The 25063-nt window shown below is 70.8% G+C and carries 26 protein-coding genes; 5 read left to right on the top strand and 21 right to left on the bottom strand.

The features are described from left to right. Nucleotides 1-124 precede the first annotated feature (124 nt). Both groL and groES read right to left on the bottom strand, forming a co-directional pair. Nucleotides 125-1744: a chaperonin GroEL gene (gene groL / locus AW274_RS14355; RefSeq protein ID WP_062431447.1), complete on the bottom strand. Its 1620-nt coding sequence runs from the start codon at nt 1742-1744 to the stop codon at nt 125-127. 61 nt (nt 1745-1805) lie between these two features. After that, nucleotides 1806-2117 carry a co-chaperone GroES gene (gene groES, locus AW274_RS14350; RefSeq protein ID WP_062337716.1) on the bottom strand — a complete coding sequence of 104 codons (312 nt, stop codon included), beginning with the start codon at nt 2115-2117 and terminating at the stop codon, nt 1806-1808. A 200-nt stretch (nt 2118-2317) separates the two neighbouring features. Between groES and AW274_RS14345 the strand changes: the two genes are divergently transcribed. Both AW274_RS14345 and AW274_RS14340 read left to right on the top strand, forming a co-directional pair. Then, complete coding sequence (locus tag AW274_RS14345) at nt 2318-3469, top strand: class I SAM-dependent methyltransferase (protein WP_062431446.1); 1152 nt, start codon at nt 2318-2320, stop codon at nt 3467-3469. A gap of 181 nt (nt 3470-3650) precedes the next feature. Beyond that, the gene (locus AW274_RS14340; RefSeq protein WP_062431445.1) at nt 3651-4826 is read left to right on the top strand and encodes a coiled-coil domain-containing protein; all 1176 of its coding nucleotides are present in this window, start codon (nt 3651-3653) and stop codon (nt 4824-4826) included. A 57-nt stretch (nt 4827-4883) separates the two neighbouring features. Here AW274_RS14340 and tsaD read toward each other — a convergent pair whose 3' ends face one another. The 16 genes from tsaD to coaA form a co-directional block, all read right to left on the bottom strand. Continuing rightward, the gene (gene tsaD, locus AW274_RS14335) at nt 4884-5906 is read right to left on the bottom strand and encodes a tRNA (adenosine(37)-N6)-threonylcarbamoyltransferase complex transferase subunit TsaD (RefSeq protein WP_062431444.1); all 1023 of its coding nucleotides are present in this window, start codon (nt 5904-5906) and stop codon (nt 4884-4886) included. Then, on the bottom strand, nt 5899-6330 hold the full coding sequence (gene rimI, locus AW274_RS14330; protein WP_062432026.1) for a ribosomal protein S18-alanine N-acetyltransferase: 432 nt from the start codon (nt 6328-6330) through the stop codon (nt 5899-5901). Before rimI ends, tsaD begins: the two co-directional genes overlap by 8 nt. 20 nt (nt 6331-6350) lie before the next feature. After that, a complete protein-coding gene (gene tsaB, locus AW274_RS14325) occupies nt 6351-7052 on the bottom strand; it encodes a tRNA (adenosine(37)-N6)-threonylcarbamoyltransferase complex dimerization subunit type 1 TsaB (protein WP_062431443.1) in 702 nt (233 codons plus the stop codon). 32 nt (nt 7053-7084) lie between these two features. Then, on the bottom strand, nt 7085-7624 hold the full coding sequence (locus AW274_RS14320) for a class F sortase (RefSeq protein ID WP_062431442.1): 540 nt from the start codon (nt 7622-7624) through the stop codon (nt 7085-7087). A gap of 4 nt (nt 7625-7628) precedes the next feature. After that, a complete protein-coding gene (locus AW274_RS14315; RefSeq protein WP_157520157.1) occupies nt 7629-8264 on the bottom strand; it encodes a hypothetical protein in 636 nt (211 codons plus the stop codon). Between the two features lie 117 nt (nt 8265-8381). After that, on the bottom strand, nt 8382-8810 hold the full coding sequence (tsaE, locus tag AW274_RS14310) for a tRNA (adenosine(37)-N6)-threonylcarbamoyltransferase complex ATPase subunit type 1 TsaE (protein WP_062432024.1): 429 nt from the start codon (nt 8808-8810) through the stop codon (nt 8382-8384). Between the two features lie 26 nt (nt 8811-8836). Beyond that, a complete protein-coding gene (locus tag AW274_RS14305; protein WP_062431440.1) occupies nt 8837-9889 on the bottom strand; it encodes an alpha/beta fold hydrolase in 1053 nt (350 codons plus the stop codon). Further along, nucleotides 9886-11013, bottom strand: coding sequence for an alanine racemase (gene alr, locus AW274_RS14300; RefSeq protein ID WP_062431439.1), 1128 nt, complete (start codon nt 11011-11013; stop codon nt 9886-9888). Before alr ends, AW274_RS14305 begins: the two co-directional genes overlap by 4 nt. Then, complete coding sequence (locus AW274_RS14295; protein ID WP_062431438.1) at nt 11010-12470, bottom strand: bifunctional ADP-dependent NAD(P)H-hydrate dehydratase/NAD(P)H-hydrate epimerase; 1461 nt, start codon at nt 12468-12470, stop codon at nt 11010-11012. Before AW274_RS14295 ends, alr begins: the two co-directional genes overlap by 4 nt. 98 nt (nt 12471-12568) lie before the next feature. After that, complete coding sequence (locus tag AW274_RS14290; protein WP_062431437.1) at nt 12569-13027, bottom strand: holo-ACP synthase; 459 nt, start codon at nt 13025-13027, stop codon at nt 12569-12571. After that, the gene (locus tag AW274_RS14285) at nt 13024-13740 is read right to left on the bottom strand and encodes an ABC transporter permease (protein ID WP_062431436.1); all 717 of its coding nucleotides are present in this window, start codon (nt 13738-13740) and stop codon (nt 13024-13026) included. Before AW274_RS14285 ends, AW274_RS14290 begins: the two co-directional genes overlap by 4 nt. Further along, nucleotides 13737-14645 (bottom strand): ABC transporter ATP-binding protein, encoded by a 909-nt coding sequence (locus AW274_RS14280; protein WP_062431435.1) that lies wholly within the window; start codon nt 14643-14645, stop codon nt 13737-13739. Before AW274_RS14280 ends, AW274_RS14285 begins: the two co-directional genes overlap by 4 nt. Further along, nucleotides 14642-15508, bottom strand: a complete 867-nt coding sequence (locus AW274_RS14275) for an ABC transporter permease (protein WP_062431434.1) — start codon at nt 15506-15508, stop codon at nt 14642-14644. The genes AW274_RS14280 and AW274_RS14275 overlap by 4 nt, the downstream gene beginning before the upstream one ends. Further along, complete coding sequence (locus AW274_RS14270) at nt 15505-16395, bottom strand: ABC transporter ATP-binding protein (RefSeq protein ID WP_062431433.1); 891 nt, start codon at nt 16393-16395, stop codon at nt 15505-15507. The genes AW274_RS14275 and AW274_RS14270 overlap by 4 nt, the downstream gene beginning before the upstream one ends. Nucleotides 16396-16448: 53 nt before the next feature. Further along, nucleotides 16449-17405: a DUF389 domain-containing protein gene (locus tag AW274_RS14265; protein WP_062431432.1), complete on the bottom strand. Its 957-nt coding sequence runs from the start codon at nt 17403-17405 to the stop codon at nt 16449-16451. Between the two features lie 18 nt (nt 17406-17423). Next, nucleotides 17424-18347: a type I pantothenate kinase gene (gene coaA, locus AW274_RS14260; RefSeq protein WP_083974294.1), complete on the bottom strand. Its 924-nt coding sequence runs from the start codon at nt 18345-18347 to the stop codon at nt 17424-17426. 60 nt (nt 18348-18407) lie between these two features. Here coaA and glmS point away from each other — a divergent pair, with 60 nt between their 5' ends. Both glmS and AW274_RS14250 read left to right on the top strand, forming a co-directional pair. Further along, entirely contained in the window at nt 18408-20276 is a 1869-nt protein-coding gene (glmS, locus tag AW274_RS14255) for a glutamine--fructose-6-phosphate transaminase (isomerizing) (RefSeq protein WP_439648761.1), read from the top strand. Nucleotides 20277-20317: 41 nt separating this feature from the next. Continuing rightward, nucleotides 20318-21724, top strand: a complete 1407-nt coding sequence (locus AW274_RS14250) for a PhoX family protein (protein WP_062432020.1) — start codon at nt 20318-20320, stop codon at nt 21722-21724. A gap of 34 nt (nt 21725-21758) precedes the next feature. Here AW274_RS14250 and glmM read toward each other — a convergent pair whose 3' ends face one another. The 3 genes from glmM to rplM are packed head-to-tail and all read right to left on the bottom strand — an operon-like array spanning nt 21759 to nt 24087. Continuing rightward, on the bottom strand, nt 21759-23090 hold the full coding sequence (gene glmM, locus AW274_RS14245) for a phosphoglucosamine mutase (protein WP_083974136.1): 1332 nt from the start codon (nt 23088-23090) through the stop codon (nt 21759-21761). A gap of 1 nt (nt 23091) precedes the next feature. Then, on the bottom strand, nt 23092-23613 hold the full coding sequence (gene rpsI, locus AW274_RS14240; RefSeq protein ID WP_062431430.1) for a 30S ribosomal protein S9: 522 nt from the start codon (nt 23611-23613) through the stop codon (nt 23092-23094). 30 nt (nt 23614-23643) lie between these two features. Further along, complete coding sequence (gene rplM / locus AW274_RS14235; protein ID WP_062431429.1) at nt 23644-24087, bottom strand: 50S ribosomal protein L13; 444 nt, start codon at nt 24085-24087, stop codon at nt 23644-23646. Nucleotides 24088-24379: 292 nt separating this feature from the next. Between rplM and AW274_RS14230 the strand changes: the two genes are divergently transcribed. After that, complete coding sequence (locus AW274_RS14230; protein ID WP_062431428.1) at nt 24380-25063, top strand: CAP domain-containing protein; 684 nt, start codon at nt 24380-24382, stop codon at nt 25061-25063.

Raw genomic sequence — 25063 nt, 5'->3', positions numbered from 1 at the left:
GTGGAAATTGCTGTATTTCTGTCAGATGTTCTGACAGCTCAGACCCATTGGGCGTTCAGCTTCTATATAGAACTACGGCCCCCACCCCGGGAATGGGGTGAGGGCCGTAGAACTGCAACCGTTATTAGTGACCGTGCCCGTGGCCGTGACCGCCGGCGGGAGCCGGGGCCTCCTCCTCGGGCTTGTCGACGACGAGCGCCTCGGTCGTCAGCAGCATGCCGGCGATGGACGCGGCGTTCTGCACGGCCGACCGGGTGACCTTGACCGGGTCGATGACGCCCTGGGCGACCAGGTCGCCGTACTCGCCGGTGGCGGCGTTGAGGCCGTGGCCCACGGGGAGCTCGGTGACCTTGGAGGTCACGACGTAGCCCTCGAGGCCGGCGTTCTCGGCGATCCAGCGGGCCGGCTCGACCAGAGCCTTGCGGACGACGGCGACACCGGTCGCCTCGTCGCCCGACAGGCCGAGGTTGTCGAGTTCGGCGGCCACGTGGACCAGCGCCGAGCCGCCGCCGGAGACGATGCCCTCTTCGATCGCGGCGCGGGTGGCCGAGATCGCGTCCTCCAGGCGGTGCTTCTTCTCCTTCAGCTCGACCTCGGTGGCCGCGCCGACCTTGAGCACGCACACGCCGCCCGACAGCTTCGCGAGGCGCTCCTGGAGCTTCTCGCGGTCCCAGTCGGAGTCGGACTGCTCGATGGCGAGCTTGATCTCCTTGACGCGGTCGGCGATGGCCGAGCCCTCACCGGCGCCGTCGACGATCGTCGTGGCGTCCTTGGTGATGACGACGCGGCGGGCCGTGCCGAGCACCTCGAGGCCGACGTGCTCCAGCTTGAGGCCGATCTCCTCGGAGACGACCTGCGCGCCGGTCAGGATCGCGATGTCCTGCAGCATGGCCTTGCGGCGGTCGCCGAAGCCGGGGGCCTTGACGGCGACCGAGGTGAAGGTGCCGCGGATCTTGTTGGTGACCAGGACGGCCAGGGCCTCGCCCTCGACGTCTTCGGCGATCACGAACAGGGCCTTCTTGGTCTGGGCGACCTTCTCCAGCAGCGGGAGGAAGTCGGCCAGGGAGGCGACCTTGCCCTGGGTCAGGAGGATGTAGGGGTCGTCGAGGACGGCCTCCATGCGCTCCTGGTCGGTGACCATGTAAGCCGACAGGTAGCCCTTGTCGAACTGGAGGCCCTCGGTGAACTCGAGCTCCAGGCCGAGCGCGTTGCTCTCCTCGACGGTGATGACACCGTCCTTGCCGACCTTGTCGAACGCCTCGGCGATGAGCTCGCCGATCTTGGCGTCCTGGGCGGAGATCGTCGCGACGTGGGCGATCTCCTTCTTGTCCTCGACGTGACGCGCGGAGGACAGCAGCTTCTCGCTGATCGCCTTGGCGGCCAGGTCGATGCCGCGCTTGAGCGACAGCGGCTGGGCGCCGGCGGCCACGTTGCGCAGGCCCTCGCGGACCATGGCCTGGGCCAGCACGGTCGCCGTGGTGGTGCCGTCGCCCGCCACGTCGTTGGTCTTGGTGGCGACTTCCTTGGCGAGCTGGGCGCCCAGGTTCTCGTAAGGCTTGTCGAGCTCGACCTCGCGAGCGATGGTCACGCCGTCGTTGGTGATCGTCGGCGCGCCGAACTTCTTGTCGATGACCACGTTGCGGCCACGCGGGCCGAGGGTCACCTTGACCGCGTCGGCGAGGGCGTTCACGCCACGCTCAAGAGCGCGGCGGGCGTCCTCGTCGAACGACAGGGTCTTGGGCATCTACAGTCCTCTCAGCGTCGAAGACCCCGGGCGCTCGGCGCGCCCGGGGTCTTCTCACGGCTTACTTCTCGATGATGGCGAGCACGTCACGGGCGGAGAGCACGAGGTACTCCTCGCCGCCGTACTTGACCTCGGTGCCGCCGTACTTGCTGTAGAGGACGACGTCGCCCTCACTGACGTCGAGCGGAACCCGCTTGCTGCCGGACTCGTCCCAGTTGCCGGGGCCCACCGCGAGGACCTTGCCCTCCTGGGGCTTCTCCTTCGCGGTGTCCGGGATGACCAGGCCGGAGGCGGTGGTCTGCTCGGCCTCAAGCGGCTGGACCACGATGCGGTCGCCGAGCGGCTTAACGGGAACCTTGGTGGCGGTCGTCACGATCGGACCTCCCCTTCAGATTGCGATGAATGAGCTGAAGAGGCGACCAGCGGCCTGCCGTCGCGGGTGTCAGACCTATCTGCGTCGCATTGGCACTCTCACTAGGCGAGTGCCAACACGACACAGTATGCACCTTCCCCGAGCCCGTCAACACGATCGAGGCGTGCCGGTCAGCCGGTTGCGGGCGCTAGCGTCTCCGTGTGGATCCGGAGAGCTTCGCCCGCCTGCTCACGCCCGACGGCCAGACGGCTCTCGACGAGGCGGGCGCGGTGCTGGCCTCGGGCGCGACCCAGATAGCGGCGGTGACCACGCTGCGCCGGCGCTTCGACGCCGGCCTGGCCGCCGCCGCGCTCACCCAGGCGGGCCTGCGCCGCAGGGCGGCGGCGAAGTTCGGCCCCGACGCCGACGTGATGTATTTCACCCCCCACGGCCTCGAACAGGCCACCCGCCCCGAGGTGGCCGCCCACCGCGCGAAGCGGCTGGCCGGGCTCTCGGTCGCCGACGCCTGCTGCGGCATCGGCGGCGACCTGATCGCCCAGGCCCGCGCGGGCTGCGAGGTCGACGCGGTCGACCTCGACCCCCTGACCGTCGCCGTGGCGACGGCGAACGCCCGAGCTCTGGGTGTACGGGCGACCGTCCGCCTGGCCGACGCGACCACCCTCGACCCGTCGGCCTACGACGCGCTGTTCGCCGACCCCGCCCGCCGGACCACCCGGGGCCGCGTCTTCGACCCCGCCGCCTACTCGCCCGCCTGGGACGTGGTCCTCGGCCTGATCGCGAAGGCGCGGCGGGCCTGCCTGAAGGTCGCCCCCGGCATCCCCTACGAGTACATCCCGCCCGGCATGGAGGCCGAGTGGGTCTCGTTCCGGGGCGAGGTGAAGGAGGCGGTCCTCTGGTCGGGCGCCGAGGGGCGCAGGGCGACGCTGCTCCCGTACGGCGAGACCCTGACGGCGCGCGGCGTCGAGGCCGACGTCGCCCCCATCGGCCGCTACCTCTACGAGCCCGACGGGGCGGCGGTCCGCGCCCATCTGGTCGGCGAGGTCGCCGAGATCGTCGGCGGCCGCCTGATCGACCCCCAGATCGCCTACCTGACCGCCGACTCCCACGTGGCCACCCCGTGGGCGGCGGGCTATCTGGTCGAGGAGGTCATGCCCTTCTCGCTGAAGAGGCTCAGGTCGGCGCTGCGGGAGCGGAACGTGGGCGTCGTCACGATCAAGAAGCGAGGATCGGCGGTCGACGTCGAGAAGCTCCGTCACGATCTGCGACTGTCCGGAGAGGGGTCCATGGTGGTCCTGCTGACCCGTCTGGGCACCCGTCCCGTAGCCGTGCTGGCCTCGGAAATGGGCAGGTAAAGCCGCCAGTTCGGGCAATCCATCGGGAACCCCGATCTTTCCCTGTCCCCGGGAAAGTGGCCGCGCCGAGGGTTATCGTTCGGTGACATTACGTGTTCACGTCTTCCTCTTGATCCGGAGCCCTTCGGTGGAAAACCACACCCTCCTTCAAGCGGGCGGTCAGGCCGCAGTGTCCGACCGGATGCGCGAGCTGCTGGCCCGCGCGGCCCAGGACCATGTCTACGAGCAGCGCACCCAAGGGGCGGTGCTCGACGAGATCCGCCAGCGCATGGAGGGCATGGAATGGCTGCTCCGCGAGGTGCGCGAGCGCGAGCTCGGCGGCATCAGCGCGACCATGGAGACCGTCGGCGGCCGCCTCGACGACCTGACGGGCCGCCCGCCCGCCTGGGCAGAAAGCCTCGCCCAGCACATCGAGATGGTCCGTGACCACGTCGACGTCGTCGGCGAGAAGGTCACCCCCATCGGCGAACTCCCCAGCCTGTGGGCCGACGTCGGCACCATGGGCGAGAACGTCGACGAGTCCCTCACCCGGCTCGCCTCGATCACCGACCGCCTCACCCAGATGCAAGCGAACATGGAGGCGGCCGCGGCCCGCTTCAGCCGCATCGACAAGGCCGTCACCGACCTCACCGAGCGCCTCGACCGGCTGGAGCTCGACTTCACCGAGTCGCTCACCACGGGCCTCGACAACGTCGTCACCCGCCTGACCGCGACGCTCGACCAGATCGCGACCCGCATCTCCGGCGTCGAGGGCCAGCAGTCGGCCAGCAACGCCCGCCTGAGCGCCATCAGCGAGGCCCAGTCGGGCGCCAAGGCCCAGTTCCACGCCCTGGAGGGCCAGGTCGCCGGGGTGACCGCCCGCCTCGACCGCATCGACGCCCGCATCGAGACGGCCGACGAGTGCCTGGCCGACATCGACACCCGCGTGACGGGCGTCGAGGCCAAGCTCACCGAGAACGGCGAGAAGCTCGACGGCACCGACCGCGCCGTCAGCGCCCTCGACGAGCGCCTGGGCGCCTGTGTGGGCGACTCCGAGAGCCGCCTGGCGTCCAAGGTCGAGGCCCTGGAGGAGCAGCTCGGCGAGCGGTTCGACGGCGTCGACGACCGCGTCGAGTCGATCAACCAGCGGCTCGGCCAGCTCCCGGCGACCCTGGAGATCGGCGAGCTCCACCGCCTCGTCGGCGAGATCGGCCCGCTGGTCGAGACCCGCCCCGACCGCGAGGCGGTCCGCGAGGCCCTGTCGACCACGGTGGAGCCCGCCCACACCGACCTGACCCGGAGGCTGGGGGCGCTGGAGGAAACCATGCTGGCGCTGGCTGAGGCCCTCCTGCGGCCAACCAGGGGCTCCAAGGACTGAACTCCGCACACATGAAAGGGCCGGGCGATTTCGCCCGGCCCTTTCGTGTTCGTACGTTCAGACGCTCACAGTCGTGATCGGCATCGACGAGTCGGCCGGGATGTCGAGCAGCGAGGGCGCCGCCCCCGCCGCGACCAGGTTGGACCCCAGCGCCGCCACCATCGCCCCGTTGTCGGTGCACAGCCCCGGCCGGGGCACCCGCAGCCGGACCCCGGCCGCGTCGCACCGCTCCTGGGCCAGCGCCCGCAGCCGCGAGTTGGCCGCCACGCCGCCGCCGATCAGCAGGTCTTCCACGCCGTTGGCGCGGCACGCCTGGAGCGCCTTGCGGGTCAGCACGTCGACCACGGCCTCCTGGAACGAGGCCGCCACGTCGGGCACCGACACCGAGTCGCCCTGCTTCTCCACGTAGCGGGCCACGGCCGTCTTCAGGCCGGAGAAGGAGAAGTCGAGCGTTCCGTCGTCGACCTTGCCCCGGGGGAACGAAATCGCGTCGCCGCGCCCCTCGCGGGCGGCCCGGTCGATGTAGGGGCCGCCGGGGAACGGCAGGCCCAGCACCCGCGCGACCTTGTCGAACGCCTCGCCCGCGGCGTCGTCGACGGTCGAGCCGAGCGAGATCACCTCTCGGGTCACGTCGGGCACCAGCAGCAGCGACGAGTGGCCGCCGGAGACCAGCAGCGCCATGCACGGCTCGGGCAGCGGGCCGTGTTCGAGCTGGTCGACGGCCACGTGGGCGGCCAGGTGGTTGACCCCGTAGAGGGGCACGCCCAGACCGACCGAGTAGGCCTTGGCGGCGGCGACGCCGACCAGCAGCGCGCCGGCCAGGCCGGGGCCCGCCGTCACGGCGATGGCGTCGATGTCGGAGAACTTCAGCCCGGCCTTCGCCAGGGCGCTCTCGACCGTGGGGGCCATCGCGTCGAGGTGGGCGCGGGAGGCCACCTCGGGCACGACGCCGCCGAAGCGGGCGTGCTCGTCCATGCTGGAGGCGATCGTGTCGGCCAGCAGGGTGTGGCCCCGCACGATGCCGACGCCCGTCTCATCGCAGGACGTCTCGATCCCCAGGACGATCGGCTCGTCAGCCATCGAGTTTCCTCACCATCGTGATCGCGTCGGTTCCGTCGTCGTAGTAGCCCCGCCGGAGGCCGAGCTGCTGGAAGCCGAACCGTTCGTACATGGCCTGGGCGGGCGCGTTGTCGGCCCGGACCTCGAGGAAGACCGCGGAGGCCCCCCGGCGGCCGGCCTCGTCGAGCAGGGCGTTGAGCATCAGGGCGCCGACCCCGGCGCGCCGGTGCTCGGCGAGCACGGCGATGGTCTGCACGTCGCCCTGGTCGCCCGCCACCGCCAGACCGGCGTAGCCGACGATCCGGCCGTCGCGCTCGGCCACGATGTAGTGGCGGGTGCGCGGCTGGTCGGCGAGCTCGCCGAGCATCATGCGCTCGCTCCACGCGTCGGCGGGGAAGGTGGCGCGTTCGAGCTCCATGACGGCCGGCAGGTCGTCGACCATCATGCCGCGCAGCGTCACCACGCTCACGCCGTCACCCTCTTGGGCGCCCCCGGGATCTGCGCGTCGGGCCGCCGCAGGTAGATCGGCGCCGGCGGGCCGAGGATCGCCCGGTTCTGGGCCGCCTCGACCGAGTCGATGCGCCCCTCGGGCAGCTTGGCCGCCGCGGCGAGCTCCTCGGGCGACAACCGGGCCAGTTCGACGGCGGCCAGCGCCGCCAGCGACCCGGCCGACGGGTGTTCGGGACCGGTCACGCCGTCGAGGTAGAGCCGGGCGCCCACGACCGCGCCGTTCACCGGCACGTCGGCGGGCTTGTCGACCCGGGGGCCGTCGAGCCGGGTGGAGCCGTCGGCGTAGGTCGCCCAGAACAGCTCCTTGCGGCGCGCGTCGGTGATCACCGTGAACGGGCCCGGCACGCCGGCGGCGTAGGCGATGGCGTCGAGGGTGCAGATGCCGTAGGCGGGCACCCCGAGCGTCGTCGACAGGGCCCGCGCCGTGATCAGGCCGACCCGCAGCCCGGTGTAGGGCCCGGGACCCGCCCCGGCGACGACGGCGGTGACGTCGTGGACGGTCGCGCCCGCCTCACGCAGGACGGTCTCGATCGCCGGCGCGAGCAACTCCCCGTGGCGCCGGGCGTCGATGGTGGTGGATTCCGCCAGCACGCGTGTTCCGTCGTGCACCGCGGCGGTCACGGCAGGGGTCGCCGTGTCGAAGGCCAGGACCAGCACAAAAAGCAAGCCTAGCCCTACAGGGCGTGTGGTCAGGCGCGGGATGCGTACACGATGACGTTGTCCTTGTACTCGTGGGCGTCCCAGTCGAACTGGCCCCCGCAGGTGATCAGGCGCAGGCCCTCGCCGAGGTAGACCTTCTCGGCGGGGAAGGACTCCTTGGGGATCTGCTCGATCGCGTCGACCTTGTAGGCCACGGTCTTGCCGTCTGACCTGACGACCTTGACGGCCGCGCCCTTCTTCAGCTCCCGCAGCCGGTAGAAGACGGCGGGCGCGGTCTTGGTGTCGACGTGGCCGATGATCACCGCCGCGCCCTTGTCGCCGGGGACGGAGCTGCCCTCGTACCACCCGGCGATCTTCGGTTTCTCGTACGGCGGCAGCTCGACCTCGCCGCTTCCGGTGAGGCCGAGCTTGATCAGCGGCGCCTTCATCTGCAGCACGGGGATGTCGATGCGTTCGGGCACCGCGCTGCTGCGCGCGCCCTCGACCTCGGCCGTGTCGGGCTTGGTCATCGCGAACAGGACGAACCCCGAGACGATCGCCGCGACGACCATCCGGGTGGAGACGGCCAAAGCGTCAGCCCCGGGCGCGCCTGCGGGCCACCGCGATGCCGAGACCGGCCGCGGCCAGCAGCCCCACGGCGAACGGAGTGACCGGGATGCCCGAGTCGTCGGACGGGCCGCCGGCGGCCGTGCCGCCGCCCCCGGCGCCGGGCGCCTTGGTCGGGAAGCGGGTCTCGTCGGCGGTGGTGCCGCTGCGGAGCACCTGCAGGCGGGCGTTGCCGATGTCGTTGGTGGCCGAGCAGCGCACCTCGACGCGGTAGCCGCCGGCCTTCGCGCTGGCCCTGAGCACGGCCACGCCGGTCAGCCGGGGCGCGGGGGCCGGGGAGGGCGCGGGCGTCTCGGCCGCGGGGGCCAGCAGGCTCACGATGCCGGTGAAGGCGTCGGAGTGGGCGCTGGCCTGGTAGCTGGTGCCCGGCTGCGCGGGCGGACAGTAGGCGGTGATGCGGATGTTGCGGGACTGCCCGCCCTGGATCTCGTCGGGGGTGAGGGTGACCCGCACCTCCTGCCGCGGCGGGATGCTGGCGGTGACCGTCGGCACCGGCGGTGTCACCGTGATGGACGCCTCCGGGACGATGCCCGCCTCCGCGGAACAGCCGGCGACTCCGAGCAGCACCACCCCGGCCAACGCGGCCTTCGATAACGCGTTCATCGGCCCCACCCCTCCCACCGCCGACCATTACCCAGAAAATCTAGGCCAATCCATTAGTAAAGATCTTCATTTTCTAACGAATCGGCGGCGGTGTGGAAGGCTCCAAGCGAGACCGTACTAGATCGACCCTGCGGGAATTTCGGACCAACGACGACCAACACCCCGAAGCAGGACATACCTACTCTCATCGGTGTCGTCTCGGTCAATCACGATCTCGAGCCGCTCGTCCGACAGACCCTCGACGAGGCCCTCGCCCCACTCGACCACGGTGACCGAGTCGGCCAGCGAGGCGTCGAGGTCGAGGTCGTCGACCTCCAGCGCGCCGCCCAGGCGGTAGGCGTCGGCGTGGACGAGGGCCGGGCCCCCGGACAACGACGGATGCACCCGGGCGATCACGAAGGTCGGGGAGGTGATCGGGCCGCGTACCTTCAGGCCCTCGCCTATCCCCTGGGTGAGAGTCGTCTTCCCGGCTCCCAGCGGGCCGGTCAGCACGACCAGATCACCCGCCCGCAGCAGCCCGGCGATCTTCACGCCGAGTGCGCGCATGTCCTCGGCCGTGGCCGCAGGCTCCTTCACCTGTCCCCCCGTTCCGCCCGTTCGATCAGGTCGATCAGGGCATCGTTCACGATTCCCGGACACTCGAGCTGCACCAGGTGGGAACTGTCGGTCACCATGGTCAGCGTCGCCGTCGGCACGGCCGCCGCGATCGCCCTGCTGTGCTCGGGCGGGGTCAGCCAGTCGCGGTCGCCGACGATGATCGACGTGGGCACCTTGTTCAGCACGTCGAGCGCCTTCAGCTTGTCATGTGACATGAGCGCCGGGTAGAAACCGGCGATCACGTCGGCGGGCGTGGCCCGGATCATCGACTCGGCGAAGTCGACCAGGGTCGGGCTGACCCGGCCGGAGTCGCCGAACCCGAGGTGGCGCAGCAGCAGGAACGAGATGTCGTTCCCGGCCTGCCGCCCCCGGTCGACCAGCGCCGCCTTCTTCTTCATCACGGCGACGGCGGTGGGCGTGGCCTTGTGGACCAGCTTCGCCACCAGGGCGGGCATGCCGAGGCTGAGCTCGGCCAGTTTGCCCGCGGAGGTCGAGATGAGCGCGACCCCCTTGATCTTGTCACCGAACAGCTCGGGCCGGCGGTCGGCCAGCGCCATGATCGTCATGCCGCCCATCGAGTGGCCGACCAGCACGCACGGCCCCGGCACCAGGTCGTCGATCACCTGGGCGAGGTCCTCGCCCAGCCGGTCGATCGACTGGTCGACGTCGAGCGCCCGCTCCGACCGGCCGTGGCAGCGCTGGTCCCAGACGACGACGCGGTACTTCTCGCGCAGCAGCCGCCACTGGTAGTGCCAGGAGTCGGAGGTCAGGCAGTAGCCGTGGCAGAGCACGATGGTGAGGGGGGCGTCGGGCGGCCCGTCGACCTCGGCGGCGAGGGTGAGGTTGTCGGAGGTGACGACCTGGGCGGTGGTGCCGTGGAGTTCACCGAAGGGTTCGCTGGCCTCCAGGTCGGGCCGCAACCGGATGCGGCCCACGGCGTAGCGCTTGGCCAGGGCGGCCACCGCCACACCCGCGGAGGCCGCGCCGACCACGATCCCCGCGATGCCGGCTGTGCGCCGTACTGTCATTCCCGATCTCCTTGCCGCACGTGCACACGTGGCACCCGGGTGCCGATCCTGGTCACGATCTCATGAGTGATCGTGCCGAGGGAATCAGCCCATTCCTGACATGTGGGTTCATTTCTATCGCCTGGACCGAAAAGGACAACTTCGTCCCCTTCGGTGGCGGGGTGGTCCCCCAGGTCGATGCTGAACTGATCCATGCAGACGCGGCCGGCGATGGTGAAGCGTTGGTCGTTGACGAGGACTTCGGCACGGTTGGTGGCGTTTCGCATGATTCCGTCCGCGTACCCGAGCGGAACCAGGCCAAGCGTCGTGTCGGTGTCGGTGATGTAGAGGTGGCCGTAGGAGACGCCCGTGCCCTTCGGCACCCTCTTGACGAGGGCGAGGCGGGCGGTGAGCGTCATCGCGGGACGCAGGCCGAAGTCGCCCAGCTCGGGGATCGGGCTCAGGCCGTAGAGGGCGATGCCCGGTCTCACCAGGTCGTAGCGGGCCCGCGGCAGCGTGACGATGGCGGCGGAGTTGGAGATGTGCCGCCGCACGCCGGGCAGGCTCTCGGCCGCCTCGTCGAAGGCGGCCAGCTGCTTGTCGATCGACGGATGGCCGGGGATGTCGGCGCAGGCGAAGTGGGACCAGACGCCGTCGACCACGATCACGCCCTCGGCCTGGGCCTTCAGGGCGGCGTCGACCAGGTCGGGCCACGCCTCGGCGGTCGCGCCGCCCCGGGAGATGCCCGTGTCGACCTTGAGGTGGACGTTGACCGTCCGGCCGGTCCGCCGCGCGGCGGCGGCGATCTCGTCGATCAGCCACGGCGCCCCGGCCGAGAGGTCGACGCCCTTGGCCACGGCTTCGTCGAGCGGCTCCCCCGGCGGGATCAGCCAGGCCAGCACCGGCGCCGTGACGCCCGCGTCTCTGAGCGCGACGGCCTCGCGGACCGTGGCGACCCCCAGCCCGGACGCCCCGCCCTCAAGGGCCGCCTGCGCGCACGGCACCAGGCCGTGGCCGTAGGCGTCGGCCTTGACGGCCGCCATCATCTCGGCCCCGCCGGCGGCCTCCTTGAGGAGGGCGGCGTTGTGGCGGATGGCCGACAGGTCGACCCTGGCCTCGGCAGGAGTGACGAAGCTGCTGCTCATGCCTCCATATTTGCAGCCGTCCGGAGGTGCCGGATCACATCCGGCAACGAGACGGCCACATCGAGTGCGGCGATGGGCGCGCCCCCGGCGGCCTTCCGGGCCGCCAGGCCGTGCAGGAAAGCGGCCGCGCTGCCGGCGTCGTAGGGGGCCAGACCGGCGGCCAGCAGCGTTCCGGAGATGCCCGACAGCACGTCGCCGGTGCCCGCCGTGGCCAGCCAGGAGGTGCCGGTCGTGTTCACCCTGATCGGGCGGCCCTGCTCGGCGACCACCGTGGTCGACCCCTTGAGCAGGACCGTCACCCCGAGCTCCTCGACCGCCCGGCGGACGTGCTCGATGCGCCGGGCCTCGACGTCGCCGGGGTCGACGCCCAGGAGCCTGCCCAGCTCGCCGGCGTGCGGGGTGATCAGCGTCGGGGCCCGGCGGCTCAGGAGCTGGAGATCCTTCGAGACGATGGTGAGCGCGTCGGCGTCCACGATCACCGGCAGGTCGGTGCCGAGCACCTCGGCGGCGATGCGCCGGGCCCGCTCGTCGGTGCCCATGCCGGGGCCGAGCACCCATGCCTGGACCCGCCCGACCTCCTCGACCGGGTCGTCCTGCAGCAGCGTCGTGACGGCCTCAGGCCAGCGGGCCCTGACCTGGTGGACGGCGTCACCGGGCCCGGCGAACCGGACCATGCCCGCCCCCGACCTGACCGCCCCGCCCACGGCCAGGACGGCCGCCCCGGCGAACCGGTCGCTCCCGGCCAGAACCCCGACGACGCCCCGGCGGTACTTGTCCGACTCGATCCCGGGCACGGGCAACAGCGCCGCCACGTCGGCGGCGGTCAGCGCGGTGAGCTCCGGCTCGGGCAGGTGATCGGCCAGGCCGATGTCGACCAGCTCGACGATCCCGGCCCGCGCGGCCCCCGGGTCGACGAGCAGCCCGGCCTTCCTGGCCCCGAACGTGACGGTGACCTGGGCCTTCACGGCCTCGCCCGCGACCTCGCCGGTGCTGGAGTCGACCCCGCTCGGCACGTCGACGGCGACAACGGGAGATCCCGATCCGGCGGCGATCCGGGCGAGGGCGGCGTAGGGCTCCCGCAGGCCGCCCCTGCCGCCGATGCCGAGCAGGCCGTCGAGGATCAGGTCGGGCGAGCCGACCTGACCGGCCTCGATCACCCGGCCGCCGGCCTTCTTGAGTGCCGAGAGGCCGCCCTCGTGGCTCTTGCCGCCCGCGAGCACCGCCTCGACGCGGGCCCCCCGCGCGGCCAGGCGCGCCCCGGCGTAGAGGGTGTCGCCGCCGTTGTCGCCGCCGCCGACGAGCAGGACGACCCGGGAGCCGTAGACGCCGGGCAGCAGCCGGGCGCAGACGGCGGCCAGCCCGGCGGCCGCCCGCTGCATGAGCTCGCCGTCGGGCACCAGCGCCATCAGCGTGTGCTCGGCCTGCCTGACCTGATCGCCGGTGAAAGCAGTCAACATGAAGTCGACGCTATCCCGGACGCGTTTCGGCGCTTCGCATGAGCGGCGAGGAGCGCCGTGGCGCCAGGGTGGGCGGAGCCGTAACGGAGAAAGAAGGATCAGCCTTCGGCGATCACGTAGGCGACCGCGAAGCCGCCGTCGTGGCTCAGGGACAGGTGCCAGCGGCGCACGCCGAGCTCCCCGGCGATCTCCCCGGCCCGGCCGCTGACCGTCAGCACCGGCCGGCCGTGGTCGCCGACGACGACCTCGGCCTCGCGGTGGGCCAGGCCCGGCGGGCCGCCCAGCGACTTGGCGACCGCCTCCTTGGCGGCGAAGCGGGCCGCCAGGGAGGCCACCGGGACCTCGCGGCCCGCGTCGGCGAAGGTCTCGCCGCACAGTTCGTCTCCGGCGTGGCCGGTGCACATGGCGCCGGCCTGGCCGGAGACCAGCCCGGTGGAGACCGAGCGGCCCTGGAGTTCGACCTCGGTGAAGAGGCGTTCGCGCAGGGCGGGCCGGCGTTCCAGCGTGGCCGCGAAGCGCGCGACGTCCACCAGATCGACCCCGATACCGACGATCACTCGTCCCCCGTGAGTGAGAGCACCCGTAGCCGTTGACCGGCCCACAGCACCGATCCTGCCACGACGATGATCATGGCCGGGACGGCGAAGCTCAGCGCCACCTCCGACTTCAGGAAGGCCGAGGTCGTCACCTGGTCGGCGACCGACTGGGCCCACTGCTGGATGGAGAAACGCCGGGCCCCCGGCACATACCCGCCGATGAGCCCTTCCCACACCAGCGCGTAGATCACGCCGATGGTGACGGCGTGCCGGGAGACGACGCCGAGCAGCAGGAACACGGCGGCGTAGGCGATCCCGGCGAACAGGGCGCCCAGCGCGAAACCGCTGGCGATGCCCGACTCGCTGCCGATCAGGATGTAGGCCGCCACGTAGGTCGGGATCACCGAGAAGCCCACCATCAGCGAGGCCGCGACGACGAACTTGGTGAACGCGATCACCGGACGGGAGATCGGCTTGGACATCAGGTGGATGATCGTGCCGTCTTCGATCTCCGGCGCGATCACCCCGGTCCCGGCGATGAGGCCGAGCAGCGGCAGCATGGTGCCGATCGCGAAGGTCTTCATGAGCTCGACGGCGACGCTCTCGTCGCCGCCCCCGATGAAGCGGAACAACAACGCGAAGGCGATCAGCGCGATGGGCAGCAGGGCCAGCAGCCAGATCCGCTTGCGGCCCAGCATGGCCCGGTAGGTGATGGACGCGACGACGGTGTTCATGATCGGCCGCTCAGGTAGGAGAAGACGCTTTCCAGGTCTTCGTCGGTCGGGGACACCTGCCACAGGCGTACGCCCAGGTCGCGGGCGAGCCTCGGGAGCTGGTGGGTGAAGCGCCGGAAGTCGACGGTGCGGACCTCCAGGCCCTGCGGCGTGAACGACACCCCGCCCGACGCGGTGTCGGCGATCAGGGCGGCCGCCAGCCGCCGGTCGTCGGAGGAGCGCACCCGGAACAGGTGGGGCCGGTCGGTCATCCGCCGCCGGATCTCGCGGTAGTCGCCGGAGGCGGCGTGCCGCCCGGCGACCATGACCTCGATCTGCTGGGCGACCCGCTCGACCTCTTCGAGGATGTGGGAGCTGAACACGATGGTCTTGCCGGCCGCGCCGAGGTCGCGGACCAGGTCCATCAGGTGGAGCCGCTGGCGCGGGTCCATGCCGTTGAACGGCTCGTCGAGCAGCAGCACCGAGGGTTCGTGGACGAGCGCCCCGGCGACCTTGATGCGCTGCCGCATGCCCTTGGAGTAGGTCTCGATCCGCCGGTCTCTGGCGGCGGCCATGTCGACCTGGGCGATGGCCCGTTCGGCCGCGTCGTCGCCGAGGCCGTGAAGGCGGGCGGCCGACTGCACGAACTGCCAGCCGGTGAGGAAGCCGTAGACGCCCTCCTTCTCGGGCACCAGGCCGATCGTGTGGTAAACGTCCTTGTTCTTCCAGATCGGCTTGGCGTCGAGGGTGGCCGTGCCCCCCGACGGCTGGAGGAAACCGGCCATCAGGTGCAGGAGGGTCGACTTGCCGGCGCCGTTGGGGCCGAGGAGGCCGGTCACGCCGGGGCCGATCGTCATCGTCACGTCGTTGACCGCGACGACGTTGCCGTACCAGCGGCTGACCTGCCGGATCTCGATCACGCTCATGCGGCCAGCGCCTTCCGGTAGCGGGCGTACAGCCCGGTGAGGGCCAGGGCCACCACGGCGAGGAGGATCAGCGCCGGAGCGACCCCCGAGGGGAAGGGCAGCCCTTCGACCGGCTGGGTGCCGAACAGATTGGTCTGTACGGCGTTGACCAGGAAGAACGGGTTGAGAAGGATGGTCCACGACGCGGCGTCGCGCTGGCCCTCGCTTTCGAGCACGCCGGTGAGCACCGCCGAGGCGGCCAGCGTGAACATGTAGAACGCGATCACCGACGCCACCCCGAGCCCCCGGCGCGGCGTGAACGACGCCAGCGCCAGCCCGATCGAGGCCAGCAGCACCGCGTTGATCACCGAACCGCCGAGCGCGGCCAGGTATTCGTGGGTGTGCAGCGGCATCGGCAGGTCGATCAGCATCTCGCCGACGAACTGCACGGTGATCGGCACGACCAGAAGGATCAGCAGCGCCGTGATCATCGCCGCGAGCTTGGCCCCGATGTAGTCGACGATCGTGACGGGCCGCGACAGATAGAGCGGGATCACCTTGTGGCGCAGGTCGGGCGCCACGAGCACGGGCGACTGCGCGGCCAGGAAGATCGCGGTGACCGCCTGCATGAAGACCGCGTAGTCGGGATAGCTCATCGGCTCCTGCTTGAGCAGCGCCATGATCGCGATCGACACCACGGCCGGCAACATCATGGCCCCGAACAGCAGGAACGGCATGATCTTCGACTTGAAGGTGCGGCCGAGCCCGAAGGTGCCGCGCAGGCTGTAGATCCACAGGGCGACGACCGCGCCGCCCCGCCCGAGCCGGGGCCCGTCGTAGTGGCGGTAACCGATGTCGTGGATGACGCCGGTGGGCTGGCTCATCGGAACACATCCTCAATGCGGGCGTGCCGCTGCTCCAGGCGGACCAGGTTGAGGTCGAGGTCGACGACCGCGTCTCTGAGCAGGTCGTACGTCTCGTCGGCGCGTACCTGGACCGTCAGCGCGCGGCCCTCGACGGCGACGGTCTCGCCCGTCTCGGTCAGCCGGGCGGCCAGCTTCTCCAGGCCCTCCTCGACCTCGACCGAGATCACCTGGGACGCCTGGGTGAGCTCGCCGATCGCCGAGGAGCGCAGCAGCCGCCCGGCGTCGATGACGATCACGTGGTCGCAGATGCGTTCGAGCTCGCCCAGCAGGTGGGAGCAGACCAGGACGCTGATGCCGAACTCGGTGCCGATCCGGTGGACCAGCCGCAACATCTCGTCGCGGCCCTGCGGGTCGAGGCCGTTGGTGGGCTCGTCGAGGAAGATGACCTTGGGGTCGTGGACGAGCGCCTGGGCCAGCTTGACCCGCTGCTTCATGCCGGTCGAGTAGCCGCCGATCGGCCGGTAGCGCTCCTCCTGGAGCCCGACGTGGCGCAGCGTGTCGGCGGCGCGTTCGCGGGCGGTGGTGCGCGGCAGGCCGGACATCCGGGCCATGTGCACGACGAACTCGGTGGCGGACTGGTCGGGCGGCAGGCAGTCGTGCTCCGGCATGTAGCCGACGGAGCGCCTGATCTCCTGCCCCTGCGTGGCCGGGTCGAGGCCGAGCACCCGGGCCGAGCCCTCGCTCGCCGGGACCAGCCCGAGAAGGATCTTGATCAGTGTGGACTTGCCCGCGCCGTTCGCGCCCACCAGCCCGGTCACCCCGGTGCCGACGGCGACGGTGAGCCCGTCGAGCGCGGTGACCCGGGGATATCGCTTGGTGAGCGCCTCGGTGGCGAGGATGGTCATGATCCGGACAGTACTCCCTCACCCGGGAACGGGTCGTCGCCCATAAGAACGAGTCATCGGTCAGACCGTGGTCGCGGACCCACGCTCTCGCCGTACTTCCCCCAGAGGAGCCGCTGGGCCAGGAGGGTGAGCGTGCCCGCGATGACCATGCCGAGGATGTTCACCCCGAGCTGCAGCGCGGCGTGCCCGACCTCGCCCCACTCGCCGAGGGCGACCGCGACGGCGGCGTATCCGGCGGCCGGCACGGTGGTGACCGAGATGAACACCCCGACCAGCGACGACGACTTCCCGGCGGTGATCGACAACACCCCCGCGACCCCGGCCAGCAGGGCGACGATGAACGACCACCGGTCGGGCTTGACGATGAAGTTCACCTCTTCGGTGTTGCCTTCGGCGATCATGACCGGTTCGATCCAGCCGAGCCCCCGGGCCACCAGCGCGCAGGCCAGGGTGACGACGATGGCGGCGGCGAACCCGATGACCAGGTTGCGGACCGCGGCCCCGATCAGCCCGGCCTCCCGCCGCATCAGCCCGAAGCAGACGGCCGCGATCGGCCCGAACTCCGGCCCCAGCACCATCGCCCCGACGATGAGGATCGGCGAATTGAGCAGCACCCCGATCGCCGCGAGCTGGGTGGCGATGGCGAGGAAGACGACGAACGCCCAGGTCATGCGGCTGTCGTCGGCCACCCGCGCGGCGAGCTCCTCCCAGACGACCGCGTCGTCGCCCTCGCCGGGGGCCTCCTCGCGGGCCCGGTCGGCGGCCTCGGAGATGGCCAGGTCGATCTTCTCGACCGCGATCGACCCGCTGGTCTCGATCCCGAACCCGCGCAAGCTCTCGATGACGCCGTTGGCGGCCTCCCGGGCGACGTCGAACTCGACGAGATCCCCGGCGGGATGGCGGGCCGCTCCTGACAGCACGACGAGGTTGGTGACCCCGGTCGCCTCTTGCAGGCAGCCGATGACCTCATCGGTCACCGTTTCGGGGCTGATCACGCGAATGTGCAGCACGGACCGATTATGGCCGCGTCAGACGCGGCGCAGCCGGATCCTCCTGATCGAGTGGTCGGGCCCCTTCTGCAGGATGAGCCCCGCCCGCCCCCGCGTGGGGGCGATGTTCTCGACCAGGTTGCGCTCGTTGATGTCGCGCCACACGTTCCGGGCGAACACCGTCGCCTCGTCCTCCGACAACTCCGCGATGTGCCTGAAGTAGGACTTCGGGTCGGCGAAGGCGGTGCGCCGGAGCTTGTGGAAGCGGTCGACGTACCAGCCTCGGATGTCTTCCACCCGGGCGTCGACGTAGATCGAGAAGTCGAAGTAGTCGTTCACCGCCAGCGCCGTCGGCGGCGCGGGCTGCAGGACGTTCAGCCCCTCCACGATCAGGATGTCGGGCCGCTTGACCACCTGGCGCGCCCCGGGCACGACGTCGTATTCGAGGTGGGAGTAGACCGGCGCGTGCACCTCGGCCCGGCCGCGCTTCACGTCGGCCACGAACTTGACCAGCGCCCGCCGGTCGTAGCTCTCGGGGAAGCCCTTGCGGTGCATGATGTCGCGCTCGGCGAGGACCGCGTTGGGGTGGAGGAAGCTGTCGGTGGTGATCAGGTCGACGCGCGGGTGCTCGGGCCAGCGGGCCAGCAGGGTGTGCAGCAGGCGCGCCGTCGTCGACTTGCCGACCGCGACGCTGCCGGCGATGCCCAGGATGTAGGGCGGCGGCGCGGCGTCGTCGCCGAGGAAGGTGCTGACGGCGGCCCCGCGCTGGCGGGCCCCGGTGAAGTGGAGGTTCAGCAGCCGGGTCAGCGGCAGGTAGATGTCGGTGACCTCGGCCAGATCGATGGGGTCGTCGACGCCCCTCAGCTCTTCGAGCTCGGCCTCGGTGAGCGTCATCGGCGTATTGCGCCGCAGCTCACCCCACTGGGCCCGGCTCAGCTCGACGTACGCGTCCCGATCCGCCACGACGCCCAACCCTACCCCGATCTTGACCGCCGATGGAGTTTCCGGGACTGGTGAAATGGAATGTTCTGTCCCATACGTGATTGGGGGCGAACTATGTGCGGGATTGTCGGATACGTGGGATCACGTCTCGCCATCGACGTCGTCGTCGACGGCCTGGCCCGGTTGGAGTACCGGGGCTACGATTCGGCGGGCATCGCCCTGGTCAACGGGAAGCTGAGCGTACAGAAGCGGGCCGGGAAGCTCGCCAATCTCCGGGCCGCCCTGGCCGAGACCCCGCTCGTCGAGGCCACCGTCGGCATCGGCCACACCCGCTGGGCCACCCACGGCGCCCCGACCGACCAGAACGCCCACCCGCACACCGACTGTCCCGCGCAGGTCGCGGTCATCCACAACGGGATCATCGAGAACTTCGCCGCCCTGCGGGCCGGTCTGGCCGAGAAGGGCCACATCCTGGCCTCCGACACCGACACGGAGGTCGTCGCCCACCTCATCGAGGACGAACGGGCCACCGGCGCGGGCCTCGCCGAGGCGATGCGGCGCGTCTGCCGGCGGCTGGAGGGGGCGTTCACCCTGCTCGCGGTCGACACCGCCGAGCCCGACCTGGTCGTGGGGGCCCGCCGCAACTCGCCGCTGGTCGTCGGCCGGGGCGTCGGCGAGAACTTCCTGGGCTCCGACGTGTCGGCCTTCATCGCGCACACCCGCCGCGCCATCGAACTGGGCCAGGACCAGGTCGTCGAACTGCGCGCCCACGACGTCACGATCACCGACTTCGACGGCATCCCGGTCTCCTGCCGCGAGTTCGTCGTCGACTGGGACGCCACGGCCGCCGAGAAGGGCGGCCACGACCACTTCATGCTCAAGGAGATCGCCGAGCAGCCCCGGGCGGTCGCCGACACGCTGCTGGGCCGGGTCGACGAGCAGGGCCGGCTGCGGCTCGACGAGGTCCGGCTCCCGCTCGGCGCGGTCGAGAAGATGATCATCGTGGCCTGCGGCACCAGCTACCACGCCGGGCTGATCGCCAAGCACGCCGTCGAACGCTGGGCCGGGCTGCCCTGCGAGGTCGAGCTGGCCAGCGAGTTCCGCTACCGCGACCCCATCCTCTCGTCGGGAACCCTGATCGTGGTGATCTCCCAGTCGGGCGAGACCATGGACACCCTGATGGCGCTGCGGCACGCCCGCGAACAGGGCTCGGCCGTACTGGCGATCTGCAACGTGAACGGCTCGACCATCCCGCGCGAGGCCGACGCGGTGATCTACACCCACGCCGGGCCGGAGATCGCGGTCGCCTCGACCAAGGCGTTCCTGACCCAGCTGGTCGCCTGCTACCTGATGGCCCTCTACCTGGCGCAGCGCCGCCGGACCCTGCCCGACGAGGAGATCGCCGGCATCCTCGCGCGCCTCTCCAAGGCCCCCGCCGACGTCGAGGCGGTGCTGGCCACGGTCGAGCCGGTACGCGAACTCGCCCGCACGCTGAAGAACCAGCGCTGCGTGTTGTTCCTCGGCCGCCACGTCGGCTACCCGGTGGCCATGGAAGGCGCGCTGAAGCTCAAGGAGCTGGCGTACATGCACGCCGAGGGCTTCGCCGCCGGGGAGCTCAAGCACGGCCCGATCGCCCTGATCGAGCCGGGCCTGCCGGTCGTCGTGGTGGTCCCCTCGCCCAAAGGCGAACCGACCCTGCACGGCAAGATCGTCTCCAACATCCAGGAGATCCGCGCCCGCGGCGCGATGACCGTGGTGGTCTGCGAGGACGGCGACACCGCCGTCGAACCCTACGCCGACGCCCTGATCCGCGTCCCGGCCGTGCCGACGCTGCTCCAGCCGCTGGTCACCACGGTCCCCCTGCAGGTCTTCGCCTGCGAACTGGCCAGCGCCAAGGGCCTGGACGTCGACCAGCCCCGCAATCTCGCCAAGTCCGTGACGGTCGAATGAGATTAATGTGACCTGAACGACGAGTGACCAGGGAGACCCTCATGGACCGACGTTCGTTCATCACCGGCAGCGCCGGGATCGCCCTCTTAGGCGGCCCCTTCGCCGGAGTCGCCGCGGCCGGCGCCCACCCCACGCGCGTCCACGGAGCCGACTACGGCCCACTGGCCCTCGTCGCCGACCTGCGCGACGGCGTGGTCCGCCTCGAACTGCCGAAGGGCTTCGCCTACCGGTCGTTCAACCCCGCCGGCAGCGCCTTCACCCAGGGCGGCCTCACCCCCGGCCGCCACGACGGCATGGCCGCCTTCGCCGGTCCGCGCGGCACCGCGATCCTGGTACGCAACCACGAGGTCAACGGCCCGGTCGGGGCCTTCGGCGACGTGGCCGCCGCCTACGACCCGGCGGCCGGCGGCGGGTGCGCCACCCTCACCGTCACCCGGTTCGGCGAGGTCGTCAGCTCCGGCGTGTCGCTGAACGGCACCCAGATGAACTGCTCCGGCGGCCCCATGCCGTGGGGCGCCTGGGTGACCTGCGAGGAGACCGTCAACGGGCCCGACGTCGGCAACGACTTCACCGGCGCCGACAACACCCTGCTCAAGCAGAAGCACGGCTACATCTTCGAGGTGCCGCTGCAACGGCCCGCGTCCCGGACGCCCATCAGGAAGGCGGGCCGGTTCGCCCACGAGTCGGCCGCCTTCGACCCCCACGGCGGCGCGATCTACCTGACCGAGGACAACTTCGGCTTCCCCTCGGGCTTCTACCGCTACCTGCCGCCCAAGCACCCCGGCCGGGCCGGCCGGATCCTCGACGGCGGCCGCCTCCAGATGCTCGCCGTGAAGCGACGTCCGGGCGCCGACCTGTCGGTCGGGCTGAAGCCGGGTTCGACGTGGGAGACCACCTGGGTCGACATCGACGACCCCGACCCGACCTTCACCACGAAGCCCACCAACGACCAGGCCATCCAGTACGTCGGCAACCAGGGCCGCGACCAGGGCGCGGCGCTGTTCTCCCGCCTCGAAGGCGCCGTGTACGACGACCACACGATCTACTTCGTCTCCACCCAGGGCGGCGCGACCGCATCGGGCGACACGCCCCCGTCGGGGTTCGGCAAGGGCCGCGGCCAGGTCTTCGCCTACGACACCCGCACCGGGCGGCTGCGTCTCATCTACGAGTCGCCGTCGTCATTGGCGCTCGACCTGCCCGACAACATCACCGTCAGCAGGCACGGCACGCTGGTCCTGTGCGAGGACGGTGACGGCGGCAACTACCTGCGCGGCCTCACCCGGCGCGGCCAGATCTTCGACTTCTCCCGGCTGATCAGCACCGACGGGGGCGCGGAGTTCGCCGGGGCCTCGTTCGGGCCGGGCGGTCACACCCTGTACGTCAACGTCCAGTCGTCCCAGGGCCTGTCGTTCGCCATCTGGGGACCATGGCAGAAGGGCGGCTTCTGAGAGATCAGAAACCGCCCTTCCCCGGTGGCCGGGTTCATCCGCAGGTGACTCGGACGACCTCGGCCAGCCGGTCGGCCATCTCCGTCGCCTGGTCGTGCGAGGCCGCCTCGACCATGACGCGGATCATCGGCTCGGTGCCGCTCGGCCGGATCAGCACCCGGCCGGTGTCGCCGAGCTCCAGCTCGGCCTGCGCGACCGCCGCCAGCAGCGCGGCGTCGCCCGCGCGGTTCTTGTCGACGTTCTTCACGTTGACGAGGACCTGCGGGAGCTTCGTCATCACCGAGGCCAGCTCGGCCAGCGGCTTGCCCGACCGGGCCACCGCCGCGAGCAGGTGGAGCGAGGTCAGCAGGCCGTCGCCGGTGGTCGCGTGGTCGAGCATGATGACGTGGCCCGACTGCTCGCCGCCGAAGGTGAAGCCGTCTTCGCGCATGCGCTCCAGCACGTAGCGGTCGCCGACGGCCGTCTCGACGACCGTCACCCCCGCCTCGCGCATGGCCAGCTTGAAGCCCAGGTTCGACATCACCGTGGCGACGACCGTGTCCTTGGCCAGGCGGCCTTCGGCGCGCATCGCCATGGCGAGGATCGCCATGATCTGGTCGCCGTCGATCTCGGCGCCGTCGCCGGTCACCGCGAGGCAGCGGTCGGCGTCGCCGTCGTAGGCGATGCCCACGTCGGCCCCGCGCGAGAGCACCGCCTCACGCAGCGGGCCCAGGTGGGTGGAGCCCACGCCGTCGTTGATGTTGAGGCCGTCGGGGGCGGTGCCGATCGTCTCGACCTCGGCCCCGGCGCGCAGCAGCGCCTCGGGAGCCACCATGTGGGCGGCGCCGTGGGCGCAGTCGACGACGACCCGCAGGCCGTCGAGCCGGTGCGGGAGCGAGCTCAGCACGTGGGAGACATAGCGTTCGGTCTCGCCGTACGCCTCCCGGACCCGGCCCACGGCCGCGCCGACGGGACGTTCCCACTTCTCCCCGAGACGCCGTTCGATCTCGTTCTCCACCGCGTCGGGCAGCTTGAAGCCGTGGCGGTTGAGGAACTTGATGCCGTTGTCGGGCGCCGGGTTGTGCGAGGCCGAGAGCATGACACCGAGGTCGGCTCCCAGCTCAGGGGTCAGATGAGCGACCGCCGGGGTGGGCAGCACGCCGAGACGGAGCACGTCCATGCCAGACGACGCGAGGCCGGCGACCACGGCGGCTTCGAGGAATTCCCCCGAAGCGCGCGGGTCCCGGCCTACGACGGCGAGCGGGCGGCTCCTCCCGGCATCGCGCAGGACGTGCGCGGCGGCCACGGACAGGTCCATGGCCAGCTCGGCGGTGAGGTCGCGACCCGCGACCCCACGTACCCCGTCGGTGCCGAAGAGGCGGCCCAACTTAACGCTTGCTGTACTGCGGAGCCTTACGGGCCTTCTTGAGGCCGTACTTCTTCCGCTCCGTGGCGCGGGCGTCACGGGTGAGGAAGCCGGCCTTCTTCAGCGGCGGCCGGTTGGTCTCCGCGTCGAGGATCGCCAGCGCGCGGGACAGGCCCATGCGCAGGGCGCCGGCCTGGCCGGTCACGCCGCCGCCGTCGATGCGGGCGATGACGTCGAACTGCTCCTCGGCGCCGAGCACCACGAAGGGCTCGTTGACGATCTGCTGGTGGACCTTGTTCGGGAAGTAGACGTCGATGCTACGACCGTTGATGGTCCACTTGCCGGTGCCCGGAACGATCCGGACACGGGCCACGGCCTCCTTGCGGCGGCCGGTGCCGTACGAGTTGCCCGTGGTGACGGGCTTGCGCACGGGGGCGTCGGCGGCGGGAGCCGACTCGGTGGTGTACTCGGACGGGAATTCCTCGCCCGCGAAGTCCTCGACTTCGCCCTCGACGAGCGTCTCGGTACCGGTGGTCTCAGCCACGGTTCTCCTCTTAACTTTCCTGGCTCGGCGTTACTGGGCGATCTGAGTGATCTCGAAGGGCACCGGGCTCTGCGCCTTGTGCGGGTGCTCCGGACCGGCGTAGACCTTGAGCTTCTTGGCCATCTTCCGCCCGAGGGCGTTCTTGGGCAGCATGCCCTTGACGGCCTTCTCGACGGCCCGGTCGGGACGCTTCTCCATCAGCTCGCCATAGGTGACCGAACGCAGACCGCCCGGGTAACCGGAGTGGCGGTAAGCCTTCTTCTGCTCCAGCTTGTTGCCGGACAGAGCGATCTTGTCGGCGTTGACGATGATCACGAAGTCGCCGGTGTCGACGTGGTTCGCGAAGATCGGCTTGTGCTTGCCACGGAGCAGGACCGCGACGTGGCTGGCCAGCCGGCCGAGCACGACGTCGGTGGCGTCGATGACGTACCACTGACGATCGACGTCGTTGGGCTTCGGGGTGAACGTGCTCACGGCAGTGCCTTCTGTCGGATGGTGAACAGTCGGAGGTCGCGCGGGCCCACGACGCACAACCATCCGTCTCCACACATACGGGAGATGACGCCGGACGCGCCGTGTTCAGTCAGCGAAGGACTGAAGCACACACAACGATCCACCACCATACCCGCAGCCGCCGAGTTGAGCAAAACGCAACGGTCCAAAACGGAGCGCTTACTCCGCTGCCCTGATCTGCGGGTCAGGTACCCATCCGGTCTCTCCATTCTCATTTTCAACAGGCTCTCGGATCCCTATATTTGGCTGCGGTATGTGGCAGAACCCTCACAACCGGCATTCCCAGCCAAGCGCCCGACGCGGGACGCTGCTGGGCGTTCTGGCATGCGTCCTGGCGGTCCTGGTCCTCGGCATCGTGATCGGCCGGATCACCGTGCTGGGCAACGGCTCCAGTGAGGTCTACCTGCGCGACAACCAGCCGGCCGCCAAGGCGACCCCGTCGCCGCCGCCCCGGCACCGTCCCGGGCTGGTCCCGGTCGCGCCCGTGGGCGGCGAGGAGTCGGTGGCCTCCCCCGGCGGCGACACCGGCCCCACCCCGTCCCGCGTCAGCGGCCACGTCGCCGAACTCGAGGCCAACGTGGTCTTCTTCGTCAACGAGGCCCGCGCCAAGGCGGGCTGCCCCAAGCTGCGCATCGACCACCGGCTGGTGTCCTCGGCCCGGCAGCACTCCGCCGAGATGGCGGCGACCGGGAAGTTCGTCCACGAGTCGCCCGACGGCGCGAGCCCCTGGGACCGCATGACCCGCGCCGGCTACCGGCTGGGCGGCGCCGAGAACATCGCCAAGGGCTACAGCAGCGCCGCCGACGCGGTGAAGAGCTGGCTGAACAGCCCCTCCCACCGGCGCAACATCCTCAACTGCCAGCTGACCGTGACCGGCGTCGGCGTCACCCTCGAACCCGGCGGGCCGTGGTGGACGCAGGACTTCGGGTATTCCTGA

The organism is Herbidospora daliensis, from assembly GCF_001570585.1.
Taxonomy (GTDB): Bacteria; Actinomycetota; Actinomycetes; order Streptosporangiales; family Streptosporangiaceae; genus Herbidospora; species Herbidospora daliensis.
This window is presented reverse-complemented; position numbering and strand designations above follow the sequence as displayed.